This is a genomic window from Acinetobacter sp. YH12239, from assembly GCF_013417635.1.
Lineage (GTDB): Bacteria > Pseudomonadota > Gammaproteobacteria > Pseudomonadales > Moraxellaceae > Acinetobacter.
Genome location: NZ_VPDP01000012.1, coordinates 23,768 through 37,745 on the forward strand (window position 1 = coordinate 23,768; position 13,978 = coordinate 37,745).

The following is a 13,978-nucleotide window of genomic DNA, read 5'->3' on the forward strand; positions in this document are numbered from 1 at the left end:
GCTTTCTTTTTTCTTGAACCGATCTCCCTTATGACCAATTTGCGTACACGGGACATTATTGCCTTAGGTTTTATGACCTTTGCACTATTTATCGGTGCAGGCAATATTATTTTCCCACCTATTGTTGCTCAACAAGCGGGTGAACATGTTTGGTTAGCTGCTTTTGGCTTCTTAATTACTGCTGTTGGCCTTCCTGTTATCACGATCATTGCGCTATCGCGTGTTGAAGGCTCTATTCAACTTTTAAGCTCTCCACTGGGTAAGATTGCAAGTTTAATCTTAACCGTAGCATGCTATCTTGCTGTTGGACCACTTTTCGCGACACCTCGGACAGCTACAGTTTCTTTTGAAATTGGTTTTTCGAGTTATTTCGGAACGTCCTCATCTACCTTGTTGATCTACAGTGCAATTTATTTTGCATTTGTAACATTAATCTCACTTTATCCGAATAAAATTTTGGATACTGTCGGCTATGTTTTATCTCCACTCAAAATTCTCTCTTTGATCATTTTAGGTGGCAGTGCATTTTTAGTTTCTGCAGATTATATCCCTGCTCCTATTGGAAACTATATCAATAGTCCTGTTTCAGAAGGTTTTGTTAATGGTTATTTAACCATGGACACTTTAGGGGCTTTAGTATTTGGTATTGTCATTATTAATGCGATACGTTCACGTGGTGTAACTGATCAAAAGTTAATTACCAAATATGCAGTGATCGCAAGTTTAATTTCAGGTATTGGCCTTACACTGGTTTACATTAGCCTATTTAAACTTGGACTGAGTAGCCACGAAGCTGCACCTAACGCTGCAAATGGTGCCATTATTCTCCATGGCTATGTTCAGCATGCTTTTGGTGACTTTGGCTCATATTTTCTAGGTGCGATGATTTTTATAGCATGTATGGTTACGGCAATTGGTTTGACTTGTGCATGTGCAGAATATTTCTCACAAATCACGAAGATTACTTACAAAAAATGGGTTTTCATTCTTGTTGGTTTCTCATTTGTCATTTCCAACTTAGGTTTAACCAAGTTAATCGCCTTCTCTGTACCTGTATTAAGTGCAATCTATCCCCCAGCGATTGTGGTGATCATGATGGGCTTTATGTGGAAGTTCTTTAATTCCGCTCCACGCGTCATTGCGCCTGTTACAGCGGTTGCTTTCATATTCGGTATTATTGATGGACTTAAGGTTGCAGAATTAGATCATTTCTTGCCAGCATTTATGAACAATCTACCATTGGCTGAACAAAATTTAGCATGGTTGATTCCTTCTTTAGTTTTATTTGTCATTGTCTACACACTGGATAGACTGAAGAAATAAATTCAGGTGATTTATCAATAAATATTGTTTTACCCAAACCGTATTTGTTCTGTAATCAATAATTGTCTCGTTTATCCAACAGACTATTATTGCTTACCCACCTTAAACTTGACCTCATCAGTCAGATTTGGAATGACTTTTGCTACTATTTATTTGTTTTGCAAGATGCTAAAAAATAATTAGATTAAAGAATTAAAAGAAACTCTATTCATCTCATCGCCATTTATCCAAACAATTCTAGCACTTAGCTCACGTAGCATCTTAATTTCAAATATTTCAACTTTTGTCATAATAATGTCATAATTTATTTACATAATAGAGTGTTAAAAACTTGCTTTATTCTTCAATCCCCTGTACAAGTATATAAACAAAGTCGACTAAATCATTCAGATTTGTCATGAATTATCAGGAGGGATGGAGATGTTATCATTACATTTCAACAAGCAAGTCTTCATTAATACTCTTAAAGCGAACAACAATGCTGTCGTTTTTTTGAGCACAATGTTTGCTCTCATGCTGACACTTGTTTTGCAAGGTACAATTCAAGGCACGTTGAAGCTTGAATATTTTGCTTATGCACTTGCTGCAACGCTAGCATTTTACGTGTGGGCCTTTATTGACACGAAATATCGTACTCAAAAGCTTTCTGATCAAGAAGCACATTTAGACTAAGAGATGGATGCCAAAGCATCCATCTTAAAGTCAATGTCATCATTCAAATCACACTATCAAAATAACAAATTTTTCAATTAAGCTCTTCTACTTATTTACTTAGAATAACCCAATATACAAACCATAAAGCAAACCTAAGGTCGACCCAACCTCACCTACGACCAATAGTACCATCGCACCTCTCATGAGCATTTTTGGTAATTCAATACACCCTAATTGATGTGGTTCTTTGAACTGATTTGTCGTATCTTTTAATAAACCATGCAAAATATAACTTATAATTGAAAATGCAAAAAAGAAAATATTAATCAAAATAAAGAGCAAATTTGTCGATTCATTCAACGCTGAAAAATATGCCATAACCGCTAGAATTAAAGTTGCAGGTGCATATAGCAAACTACTTCTATGCGCAATATCAACATAATAATGTGCTCGAGCTTGTTTAGATAAGCTGATTTGCACATACTTCCAAACGCCAGTAAACATACCGGTCAATAAAAAAATACCACTAAAAAATATAGCGAGTCGTACCGATAATTCCATTTGATCAACCATGATCTTAAATTCCTTCGTTAGAATACAAATTGCAATATGTATAGCATCTTATCTCATATTTCAAATTATGACTTGGCTATATACATGCTTTATATAAAGATTTAAGCCAAAAAAAAGCTCCTTTACGGAGCTTTTTTTATCAGACACTAAAGCGTAATTTTAACGGTTTTAATTCGATTATCTTCCATTTCTAGAATTTCAAAATTAACCCCTTGATGTTCAATCACCATACCAACATCAACCGCCCCACTCGTTTTATCTAAAATCAGTCCTGCAACACTGAAATAACCAGAGTCTTCTTGCACCAGAACTAAATCTAAAATATCGAGAGCCAGCTCTAATTGATATAGATCCAACATACCAGATGCCTTCCAAGTGGTATCGTCGATTTTGACCAATTCAAGCTGTTCATCAGCATCTGGGAATTCACCAGCAATTGCTTCAAAAACATCCAACGGTGAAATTAAACCTTGAATATTGCCATATTCATTTGTAACAAGTACCAATGAACCTTTTGAAGTTCTTAATGTATTAATTGCATCAATCACTTTCATTTTTTCATAAATGAAAATAGGACGCACACGTTTCATCAAATCTTTCAGTTGATCTGGATCATCTAATGCATCAATCAATTCTTTTGCACGTACAATCGTGATGACTTTATCTAATTGTCCACGGCAAACAGGGAAAAGACTATGAGGTACAGCTAAAACCTGTTCGCGAATTGCTTCGGCATCGTCTTCAATATTTACCCAAGAAATTTGATTTCGAGGTGTCATAATTGAAGCAACTGAACGTTCAGCAAGTGATAGCACACCACCAACCATATAACGTTCTTCATCACCAAAAGCTTGTTGAATTTCTTCAACTTCTTTGGATGTTGCAATATCAGCATCCAATTTACTGCCCATCAATTTCAAAATTGAATCTGCAGTTCGATGACGTAATGGGATCTTCGCTTGATTTTTTTCAAGATTACGATTCGAAAATTGATTGAATGCTTCAATTAGAATTGCAACACCAATACCTGAATAAATATAACCTTTAGGGATATGGAATCCAAAACCTTCAGCGATTAGACTTACACCGATCAATAACAAGAAACTTAAACAAAGGATAACCACCGTAGGATGACGGTTAACAAACGTAGTTAACGGTTTTGATGCAATTAACATGACAACCATAGCCACAATCATCGCAGCCATCATCACGTAAATATTATCCACCATACCAATCGCAGTGATCACTGAGTCGAGTGAAAATACCGCATCAAGCACAACGATCTGAGCCACAACTGCAGCAAAACCAGCGTAGACGACATTGTTATTCGTTTTAATCTCGGGTTTACCCTCCATTTTTTCATGGAGTTCATTGACAGCCTTATACACAAGGAATAGACCACCAAACAGTAATATCAAATCTCGACCTGAGAATGTTTTTCCAAAAATTTCAATCAATGGTTGAGTTAAAGTCACTAACCACGAGATCGCAAAAAGCAGACCTAGACGCATTAATAATGCGAGGGATAAACCGATTACACGGGCTTTATCACGTTGTTCTGGAGGAAGTTTTTCTGCAAGTATCGCAATAAATACTAAGTTATCAATACCTAAAACGATTTCAAGAATGATAAGGGTAATTAACCCTATCCAAATGCCAGGATCCAATAAAAATTCCATATTAGATCTCCTGGTTCTTATTATTTAAGATAATGTAAGAAGCTAAATTAGGCCAACACGGCGACGGGTCCATATATAAAGTTACCTTTTCAGAAATGATGAAACTATTATGCATAAGAATTTTATTTTGTAATTACTTTTTTTATGTTCAAAACAATTTTTTATGTAAATTTAGATCATATCTTTAGTCGTAATTGCCATCCTTGAATAGTCTTTGACATTTTCGACACAAAAAAAAATATCAGTGCCAAATTATAGTTCCTCTATTTTTCAATAGAATTTGGTCAGCGTGGAATTGACATAAAGATATAATCACGAAGATTAGAAGAGCTGTATTTTTAGAATCTTCTGTTTTGATATATAAAGATATTTAAAGATCATTGAAATATGTTTTATAAAACTGAAGCCTATAGGTATCATGCCTTTTGTCTGATTTAAGGTAAGCGCTTGAACATAAGTTGATTATTTGAACAAAGTTCTTTTAATATAGGTTATGCTTCATGTAATATTTAAATCAATAAAAACAATTAAGTTACACTGACAAGGACGTAGCGATGTCAAAAAAATATGCAAAATTTTTACCTTCATCTGAAAATTTTGAACTCGAAAATTTTCCATTCTATTGGATCACTCAAGTCCATTCTCAGTATGTACTGAATGTTGACCATGTGCTCAAAAAGTATGGCGTTGATAATTCTCGTCGACGTTTGCTTGTCGCATTGTCTACTAAGCCAGATGCAAGTGTTTCAGAACTCTCTGACATGATTGTGTCAAAAATGTCGACGACTACAAAAATCGTTTACCGTTTAAAAGATGAAGGAATGGTTGATACTTACTCGTGTGAAAACGATGCCCGTATTACGCGTGTGGTACTAACACCAAAAGGTTTGGAAATGACAAAAAAAATTAATGACCTGATGAGTGTGGTTCTTGAACAAACATTTGAGGGATTAACACCCCTTCAAATTGAAAAACTAATGGAAAGCTTAAAGCATATTTTCAAAAATTTAGCGCATTAATTTTCCTAAACTTTAGATTAAAGCCCATCATCAAACATATTGAGTTGGGCTGTATTGTTCTGCCGTGGTTTTGGACAATAAAAACATTCAAATTCCTCTACTGGAAAGCCTTCAACAAAGTTCTGAATGTCGGGGGATTTTAAACTCAACCACTGATCTAATTTATGGTGCGGAATAATAATTACTGACCGTTTAACATCTCCAGGCTCATGAAAATTCTTCATCATTTCGTGATGAATAGCATCCATGGTAATCATCGTTGCTGAACGATAAATAATTTGATCAATTTTCGTGATTTCATACAACGCTGCGATAAAAAATGCCTGACCATCTTTTCTTCTCACACCCCATCGTTGTGGTCGTCCATTAATATATTTTGCTTCATAAAACTCAGTGACTGGAATTACACCAAATTTACATTTTTCAAATGCTTCTTGAAAACTTCTTTTTTCGCTTAATGTTTCATTGCGTGCATTATAGGTTTTCTTGGCTATTTCTGTATCAGTTGCCCATTTTGGTATAAAACCAAAATTAACCAACCTCCACGCGTAGCCATGAACACCTTTAAATAACAACGGTGTTTCGTAGCTTGGATAAACCTCTTCCACATATTCAAATGGAATATGTGGAAGTTCTAATGCTTGGATTTGATACGCTTGTATTGGCTTAAAGTTGGCACACATAGCATAATTTTCAATACTATAAAAAACTTAGACTATTATAGCCGATCCAATTCACTTCATTATGATGATATTGGTACTGTCATCCAGTGTGTACGCGTGAATTCATCCATAATCCAATGCCCATTAAAGCGCCCTAATCCAGAGTTCTTTTCTCCACCGAATGGTGCATTAGCATGGTCTGCGATACTTATACCATTAATATGTGTCATTCCAATATCGAGTTTTGAAGCGATTTCTACTCCACGCTCAATATCAGATGTACATACAGCACCAGATAAACCAAACGGTGTGTCATTGGCGATTTGTATTGCATGTGCCTCATCATCTGCTCTGATGATTGGAAGAATTGGTCCAAAACTTTCCTCTTGAGCAATTGCATATGTCGGCAATACATCTGTAAACACATGAGGTGAAACCAAATTATTCTCAATGCCCCCAGCATAGACCAACTTAGCACCTTCTATTTGAGCCTGATCAATAATTCGTTGATGCTGCTTCACTTGTGTATTATTGATAATAGGCCCTATGAGCGTCTCATCAAGATTAGGATCACCCACAGGAATATCTTTTACTTTGCTTAAAAGCTTTTCAACATATTCATTGTGAATTGATTGATCTACAATGACACGATTAGTGCTCATACAGATTTGGCCTTGGTGAAGGAAGCGTCCCTTGATCGTCAAATCGACTGCCAAATCTAAATCTGCATCTTTAAGAATTAATAATGGCGCATTCCCCCCAAGCTCTAAAGCAAGTCGTTTGATTCTAGAGCTGGCCATCGCTTTAGCACCAACATTTTGTCCTACTTCTGTAGAGCCAGTGAATGAAATCATCTTCGGGATAGGATGTTCGACAAAATAATCCCCTATTTCACTACCACTACCCACAATGACATTCAGTACACCAGCGGGCACACCCGCCTCTTCAAACAATTTCCCTAATAATGTTCCACCTGTAACAGGTGTATCACTCGCAGGTTTAAGTACCACTGTATTTCCACATGCGATTGCGCAAACAACCGATCGCATTGACAAATGAAATGGAAAATTCCAAGGGCTAATGACAGCAATAACACCCAACGCTTTGCGTTGATAAAAACTTTTTCTCGCAGGATCTTTACTTTCTAGCTGAACAGTTTGGATTTGATCAGGAAAAGTGAATGATTCTGAGATAATACCAAGCGCAGCACCCACTTCAATATTTGCTTTGAGACGCGTACTTCCAGACTCGGTAATCAGCCAATCTATAATTTCGTCTTTACGTAATTGTATGATGTCATGCAGCTTCTGAATGATTTTCTTGCGATCTACAGCAGAGGTAATTAAGCCAAGATCAAATGCTTGTTGTGCTGCAGAAAAAGCGAGATCAACATCAGACTGATTCGCCGCTTGAATTTGGTGTATTTCTTTTAAATCAAATGGATTTAAATTTCGTAAGACACGCTCTGAAGAGCCTTTTAACCAAGAACCGTTAATAAACTGTTGATTTAAATTTGAATATTGCGTCATTTTATGTCCTTCTACATGCCACTTTTTACCCAATGGTCAACTATTTTACACAATCGTAAAAAAAGCCTCCGGAGAGGCTTTTTTATTTTAATTAGTCACCAGTGTAACCTTTAAGCTTCAAGCGGTAAGCATGAAGTAATGGTTCTGTATAACCTGATGGTTGTTCAGCACCTTTAAACACTAAATCATATGCTGCTTGGTAAGCATAACCGTCAAACCCAGGCGCCATTGGTGTGTACGCTGGATCGTTCGCATTTTGCTCATCTACAATTTTAGCCATACGTTGCATTACTTCTTCAACTTGCTCTTTAGTCACGATACCGTGACGTAACCAGTTAGCAACGTGTTGAGATGAAATACGCAAAGTTGCACGGTCTTCCATCAAACCGACGTTGTTGATGTCTGGAACTTTAGAACAACCAACACCCAAATCAACCCAACGAACAACATAACCAAGAATACCCTGAAGGTTATTTTCTAACTCTTTGGTTTTCTCATCATCAGTCCAATTCGTATCAGTCGCTAATGGTGGAGTTAATAAATCATCTAAAGGTAATGCTTCAGTTTTTAACAACTCTTGTTGACGCGCTGAAACATTACATTGGTGATAGTGGATCGCATGAATTACAGCACCAGATGGTGATGGAACCCAAGCACAGCTCGCACCAGCCTCAGGATGCTCAATTTTAGTTTTATACATGTCTAAAAGCATATCTGGTTTAGGCCACATACCTTTACCAATTTGTGCTTTGCCACGTAAGCCTGCTTGTAAACCAACCATTACGTTACGGTTTTCATATGCAGGGAACCAAATTTGAGATTTAACTTCACCCTTACGAACGAATGGACCTGCTTCCATAAAGGTATGGATTTCGTCACCTGTACGATCCATGAATCCTGTGTTAATGAAGATGGTACGATCTTTCGCTTGAGCAATACAGTTTTTCAAGTTTACAGAAGTACGGCGCTCTTCATCCATGATCCCGATTTTAAGCGTTTTTGCTGGCAAACCTAGAGCTTGTTCTGCACGCTCAAATAGTTCAACTGCAAATGCAACTTCTTCAGGGCCATGCATCTTAGGTTTAACGATATACATAGAACCTTTACGAGAGTTCTTGATTTCGTTTTGACCTTTGATGTCAGCAAACGTTAACAACGGTGTGATCAATGCATCCATGATACCTTCATAGATTTCTTGACCATCCACAAGGATCGCCGGGTTCGTCATCAAATGACCAACGTTACGAAGAAGCATCAATGAACGACCGTGTAAAGTTGTTTCGCCACCGATCAGATTTTTGTGGGTACGGTCTTTGTTTAAAGCACGAGTAATGGTTTTACCATTTTTCTCGATTTTCTCTTCCAAAGTACCCTTCATCAAACCTAACCAGTTACGGTAGCCTTCAACTTTTTCTTCAGCATCAACCGCAGCAATTGAGTCTTCCAAATCTTGGATCGTTGTTACCGCAGATTCTAAAACAAGATCTTTTACGCCAGCAGCATCCGTTTGACCAATTGGGCTTGTCGCATCGATTTCAATGAGGACATGTAGACCATTATTTAATAAAACGATCTCTGTCGGCGCAGACTCTTCACCATTAAAACCTACAAATTGAGCTTCTTTAGCCAAATTCGTTGTGCTGCCATCTTTAAGCGTTACCACTAATTTTTTTGCTTCAACAGCGTATTTCGTAGCATCCGCATGTGATCCATTTGCTAAAGGGAAAGTTTCATTTAAGAAATTTTTAGCAAAAGCGATAACTTTTTCGCCACGAACAGGGTTATACCCCTTACCTTTTTCCGCACCGCCTTCTTCCGAGATGACATCGAAACCATACAATGCGTCATATAAAGAGCCCCAACGAGCATTTGCAGCGTTCAAGCAGTAACGTGCATTACGTACAGGCACAACCAATTGTGCACCCGCCAATAGTGCGATTTCTTCATCTACATTTTCAGTTGTAATTTGAAAATCTTCTACTTCTGGTAATAAGTAGCCAATTTCTGTCAGGAAAGCTTTGTAAGCTCCTAATTCAAATTTATTATTGCGGTGCCATTCATCAATTTTCGCTTGAATGTCATCACGCTTAGCCAAGAGTGCTTTATTTTTTGGGCTAAGATCAACAACGACTTGTTCAAAGTTTTTCCAGTAAGTTTCACTGTCTAAACCAGAACCTGGTAGTGCTTCATTTTCGATGAAATCGTAGAGTTCTTTAGCAATCGCTAACTTGCCTTTCTGAATACGTGCAGTCATTGTCTTTCCTGATATTGCTACTTTTTATACAAGAGAATCTAGTATACCCATTTATAAATTGCTGAATAGTAATATCACATTGCTAAATAGTGATCATTTATTATAGACACCAATCAGATGAGACTTTTGATCTATTACTTATTGAGTCGTTTTAATTCAACAATCTAATTACAGTGTATAAAGTTTTATAAAGGTAGAAATTAGACTTAAGTGCCAATTTCCATCAAATCTGATTTAATTTAAACCAATATGTCTATTTTCTCTACGCTTTTAAGGAACGATTTCAAATTTATTCCACTCCAAATAAAAAAACCCAAACATCATCTGTTTGGGTTCATTTGTGAATTCTCACATTTATTCAGCGGGCTTATCAATTTGTCGATGCGCAGATTGTAAATAGTCATCTGATTGCATTTCGAGTAAGCGTGAACGTGTGCGTTCGATTTCAAACGCTAATTTTTCGCCACTATATATATCAATGATACTGGCATGTGAAGTTAGTAATAATTTAACACCACGATCATAGAACTCATCGACTAAATAAATGAATCGGCGTGTTCCTTCTGATAAATAATCATTCAGATCGGGAACATTACTGACTAGGACAGTGTTATAAGTATTCGCAATTTCGATAAAGTCTGCAGGACTTCGTGGCTTCATACAGAGTTCAGAAAACTCACACCACAATACATCTTCAGTATGACCAATTGTATCGACATTACGTCCATTAATGATGATCGGTTCTTCACTCACATTTTGAGCACTGGTTAATGCTGAAAAACGTTGTGCCATCCATACCTGATTATCATGGCTTAAAGGTGATTTGAACAATTGCGCTTGTTTCAGTACACGCAAACGATAGTCAACACCTGCATCCACATTCAAAATGACACAATTCTTTTTTACCATTTCAATCGTTGGAATAAAGCGGTCGCGATGAATGCCGTTCTTGTATAAACCATCTGGTGCAATGTTTGATGTCGCAACAAGTGTAATTCCACGAACAAATAGCTTTTGGAATAAATCACTTAAAATCATCGCATCCGTGACATTTGATACAAAGAATTCATCAAAACAGATCACAACCGCATCTTTGTAAATTTGATCAGCAACAATGTCGAGTGGATTTTGTTGTCCTGAATTTTTATTTAACTCTTTGTGCACATATTGCATAAAATGATGGAAATGCATACGCGTCTTGCGACGGAATGGTATCGCATCATAAAACTGGTCCATCAACCAAGTTTTTCCACGCCCAACACCACCCCACATATAAACACCCTTCGGGGCTGTTTGACGGCGAAAACGTCGAAACGCTTTTTTAGAAGCTTTATATCGTAAGATCAGTTCTTCCCAAACACGATTAAGTTCATGTACTGCTTGAGCTTGAGCATCATCTGGCATAAATTGTCCTGACGAAATTGCGTGAGCATAACGTTCTGCAGGTGATTGCGGAGTGTGACTTAAACTATTTTGCGAAGAATGAGAATGGAACATAGATATAGATTACTTTTTTAGGCCGTCGGAAGTATAACGAATATTTAAAAAAATGATAAATAACACTTTGGCATATACTATTTGAGCATACATGCTGAGGTTATTTCCCATACTGTCGTGGACTTTGTCCAAACCATCTTTTAAAAGCATGGTTAAATGCTGCAGGTTCTGAATATCCAAGCATTTCAGCTATTACTTCGATCGAATACTCTTTGTACTCAATTAATCGAAGCGCTTTCTCTCGAATGAGTTGCTCCCGTATTTGCTTATAGCTTGTATCCAGTTGGTTAAGCTGATGTCGCAAAGTACGCTCTGGAATATTCAATGCTTGAGCTGTTTCTGCCATTGTTGGAATCTGACCAGTTTGTAAATCCAAATAATCGTGAATTCTTTGAATCAACTGGTGTTGATTCAATTGTTGTGCATTTAATCTTTCGATTTCAGCATTACATCTTTGTTGATGGACATTAAATGTGATTTGATCAGCTGAAGGCAACTTCAATTCTAAAATTCTTACATCAAAGATCAGTCGAAATTTGTCTTGATCAAACCGAACTTGCTGACCGAAATAATCCAAATACTTGTTCAAAAAAATGGATTCTTTCGGTCGTGAAAACGGCAACTCAATCTGAACTTCAGGAAAAGGCAACCCTATCATTTTGTAGATATCTTGCACGAATTTAACCGTACCTGAAATTTCACATTGTGCCCTGAACTCATTAATTTCACTTTGTAAATTGAGAGGTTCATAACATAAAGCCGCATAGACACTCGTCTGCTCTAAAGTAAGTCTACCCGACAAATGTGTAAGCGCTTGATAGCGTATCCCATTTCTGAGAGCCGCACCGACATTCGGGCTTGTGACCAACAGCATAAGAAGCGGACCATAGCCTGCGAGCGCATAATGTTGACCGACATCCAAACCAAGCAGCGGGTTAACCCCTTTAGCAATAATTCTTTGAATGATTTGTTCTAATTCAGGTTGAATCGTTGAACTCGGATCTAAGGCATCCGCCTTTAAACCGACAGCTTCCAATCTTTCGTCCACATTTATTCCGACCTGTCGCATACCCTGTATGAGATACAACAAACCGAGAATCGACCTTTTCATAAATCAGAATTTTAAAATTAAAGTTGCATATGTTTTACCCTAAAAAAAAGGGAAAGAATATTGCCGAAAATATCAATATTAAATGTCAATGAAATCATGTCAGTTTCAGTCCAGACTGATTATGATAGCTTCAAATAATATAAACGAGTATTAAAATGGAAGTTACATCAGATCAGCTAGATACAAATTCAGTCGACTTAACTAAAACGCAATTCATCAAGAAAAATACTAAAATTGCGATTATCGGCGCTGGATTTGGAGGATTAGCCACAGCTATTCAACTTCTTAAACGCGGTATCAAAAATTTTGTTATTCTTGAAAAAGCTAAAGATGTAGGTGGTACTTGGCGTGAAAATCAATACCCGGGTGCTGCATGTGATGTGCAGTCTCATATGTATTCATTATCTTTTGCACCCAAATCTGATTGGACAAAACGATATGCTGAATCACCTGAAATTTTCCAATATATTCAAGATCTTATTAAAGAATACGATTTAAAAAAATTTATTCAATTTGATACCGAAGTCATTTCGACACGCTTCGATGAACAAGCTCATGCGTGGGAAATCTCCATCAAGAATCAAAGTGCTCTACGCAGTCAATTCCTTATTTTTGCCTCTGGTCCATTGCATATTCCTCAAATTCCAAAGATTAAAGGAATCGAAAAATTTAAAGGCGAAGTATTCCACTCCTCATCTTGGAATCATGCTTATGACCTGAATGGTAAACGTGTAGCCAGTATCGGCACAGGTGGAAGTGCAATTCAATATATTCCTGAGATTGCACCAAAAACCAAACAGTTATACGTGTTTCAAAGAACCGCTGCATGGGTAATACCGCGCGATGAACGTGCTTATAATGCTTTAGACAAAAAACTGTTTGCCCAATACGACTGGTTTAGAAAATTGCATCGAGCGCGCTTGTATTGGTCAAATGAATCACGCGTAGTTCCGATTGTTAAACCTCAAATGATGCGACTGGGTCAGAAACTTGCAGAAGCTTTTATTCGCTTCCAAGTCAAAGATAAAGAAATAGCAAAAAAATTGACACCAGATTACACCATGGGGTGTAAAAGAATTTTGGTATCAAATCGATATTTCCCAACATTTAATCGCAAGAATGTAGAGCTCGTGACGGACAACATTCAAGAAATTACTGAAAATGCGATTGTTACCAAAGATGGTCAAGTACGAGAAATAGATTGCTTAATTTACGGTACTGGTTTTATTACTGATCCACGAATTTATTTAAAAGATTTTAAATGTTATGGCGAAAATGGTATTGAGTTGAAAGAAGCATGGAAAGAGGGTGCTGAAAGCTACTATGGAATTTCTACCAAAGGATTTCCAAATCTCTTTCAACTTTTAGGCCCGAATACGGTTTTAGGTCATAACTCTGTAATTTTTATGATTGAATCTCAAGTGAATTACATTCTACAACTGATTGAAGCTGTAGAAAAATCCAAAACCAAAGCAATCGTGGTCAAAGATGTAGTTCAAGAAGAATTCAACCGTAAAATCCAAGAAAAATTTGCAGGCACAGTTTGGCAATCTGGCTGTGTGAGTTGGTATCAGCAAGAAGGCGGAAAGAATTTTTCACTTTGGCCGAGTTATACATGGAAGTATTGGCTAGAAACCAAAAATGCAAATCTAGCCGATTATCGTTTCTTAAATTAAA

Annotated in this window: 11 protein-coding genes; 4 read left to right on the forward strand and 7 right to left on the reverse strand. The window is 37.0% G+C overall.

Annotated features, from left to right (window positions below):
• Positions 1-30: 30 nt before the first annotated feature.
• Entirely contained in the window at positions 31-1,323 is a 1,293-nt protein-coding gene (gene brnQ / locus FTV17_RS10950; protein ID WP_179999506.1) for a branched-chain amino acid transport system II carrier protein, read from the forward strand.
• Positions 1,324-1,743: 420 nt separating this feature from the next.
• Positions 1,744-1,995, forward strand: a complete 252-nt coding sequence (locus FTV17_RS10955) for a hypothetical protein (protein ID WP_179999508.1) — start codon at positions 1,744-1,746, stop codon at positions 1,993-1,995.
• A 99-nt stretch (positions 1,996-2,094) separates the two neighbouring features.
• On the opposite strand, the gene FTV17_RS10960 is transcribed toward FTV17_RS10955, so the two are convergent.
• Both FTV17_RS10960 and FTV17_RS10965 read right to left on the reverse strand, forming a co-directional pair.
• A complete protein-coding gene (locus tag FTV17_RS10960; RefSeq protein ID WP_218945354.1) occupies positions 2,095-2,550 on the reverse strand; it encodes a hypothetical protein in 456 nt (151 codons plus the stop codon).
• Between the two features lie 146 nt (positions 2,551-2,696).
• Entirely contained in the window at positions 2,697-4,229 is a 1,533-nt protein-coding gene (locus FTV17_RS10965; RefSeq protein WP_179999510.1) for a TerC family protein, read from the reverse strand.
• Between the two features lie 554 nt (positions 4,230-4,783).
• Between FTV17_RS10965 and FTV17_RS10970 the strand changes: the two genes are divergently transcribed.
• Entirely contained in the window at positions 4,784-5,248 is a 465-nt protein-coding gene (locus tag FTV17_RS10970; protein ID WP_035266085.1) for a MarR family winged helix-turn-helix transcriptional regulator, read from the forward strand.
• A 17-nt stretch (positions 5,249-5,265) separates the two neighbouring features.
• On the opposite strand, the gene FTV17_RS10975 is transcribed toward FTV17_RS10970, so the two are convergent.
• The 5 genes from FTV17_RS10975 to FTV17_RS10995 form a co-directional block, all read right to left on the reverse strand.
• Complete coding sequence (locus FTV17_RS10975) at positions 5,266-5,931, reverse strand: SOS response-associated peptidase (protein ID WP_179999511.1); 666 nt, start codon at positions 5,929-5,931, stop codon at positions 5,266-5,268.
• 59 nt (positions 5,932-5,990) lie between these two features.
• The gene (locus FTV17_RS10980; protein ID WP_179999513.1) at positions 5,991-7,439 is read right to left on the reverse strand and encodes an aldehyde dehydrogenase family protein; all 1,449 of its coding nucleotides are present in this window, start codon (positions 7,437-7,439) and stop codon (positions 5,991-5,993) included.
• 91 nt (positions 7,440-7,530) lie between these two features.
• On the reverse strand, positions 7,531-9,693 hold the full coding sequence (locus tag FTV17_RS10985) for a malate synthase G (protein ID WP_179999515.1): 2,163 nt from the start codon (positions 9,691-9,693) through the stop codon (positions 7,531-7,533).
• A gap of 354 nt (positions 9,694-10,047) precedes the next feature.
• Complete coding sequence (gene zapE / locus FTV17_RS10990) at positions 10,048-11,190, reverse strand: cell division protein ZapE (protein WP_092767765.1); 1,143 nt, start codon at positions 11,188-11,190, stop codon at positions 10,048-10,050.
• A gap of 100 nt (positions 11,191-11,290) precedes the next feature.
• Positions 11,291-12,301 carry an AraC family transcriptional regulator gene (locus FTV17_RS10995; protein WP_179999517.1) on the reverse strand — a complete coding sequence of 337 codons (1,011 nt, stop codon included), beginning with the start codon at positions 12,299-12,301 and terminating at the stop codon, positions 11,291-11,293.
• 155 nt (positions 12,302-12,456) lie between these two features.
• On the opposite strand from FTV17_RS10995, the gene FTV17_RS11000 reads away from it, so the two are divergent.
• Positions 12,457-13,977, forward strand: coding sequence for an NAD(P)/FAD-dependent oxidoreductase (locus FTV17_RS11000; RefSeq protein WP_179999519.1), 1,521 nt, complete (start codon positions 12,457-12,459; stop codon positions 13,975-13,977).
• Position 13,978 lies beyond the last annotated feature (1 nt).

What these genes read in the sequence shown, in the direction of transcription:
- brnQ (WP_179999506.1), top strand. Translation starts at nt 31, where the DNA reads ATGACCAATTTGCGTACACGGGACATTATTGCCTTAGGTTTTATGACC.
- FTV17_RS10955 (WP_179999508.1), top strand. Translation starts at nt 1,744, where the DNA reads ATGTTATCATTACATTTCAACAAGCAAGTCTTCATTAATACTCTTAAA.
- FTV17_RS10960 (WP_218945354.1), bottom strand. Translation starts at nt 2,550, where the DNA reads ATGGTTGATCAAATGGAATTATCGGTACGACTCGCTATATTTTTTAGT.
- FTV17_RS10965 (WP_179999510.1), bottom strand. Translation starts at nt 4,229, where the DNA reads ATGGAATTTTTATTGGATCCTGGCATTTGGATAGGGTTAATTACCCTT.
- FTV17_RS10970 (WP_035266085.1), top strand. Translation starts at nt 4,784, where the DNA reads ATGTCAAAAAAATATGCAAAATTTTTACCTTCATCTGAAAATTTTGAA.
- FTV17_RS10975 (WP_179999511.1), bottom strand. Translation starts at nt 5,931, where the DNA reads ATGTGTGCCAACTTTAAGCCAATACAAGCGTATCAAATCCAAGCATTA.
- FTV17_RS10980 (WP_179999513.1), bottom strand. Translation starts at nt 7,439, where the DNA reads ATGACGCAATATTCAAATTTAAATCAACAGTTTATTAACGGTTCTTGG.
- FTV17_RS10985 (WP_179999515.1), bottom strand. Translation starts at nt 9,693, where the DNA reads ATGACTGCACGTATTCAGAAAGGCAAGTTAGCGATTGCTAAAGAACTC.
- zapE (WP_092767765.1), bottom strand. Translation starts at nt 11,190, where the DNA reads ATGTTCCATTCTCATTCTTCGCAAAATAGTTTAAGTCACACTCCGCAA.
- FTV17_RS10995 (WP_179999517.1), bottom strand. Translation starts at nt 12,301, where the DNA reads ATGAAAAGGTCGATTCTCGGTTTGTTGTATCTCATACAGGGTATGCGA.
- FTV17_RS11000 (WP_179999519.1), top strand. Translation starts at nt 12,457, where the DNA reads ATGGAAGTTACATCAGATCAGCTAGATACAAATTCAGTCGACTTAACT.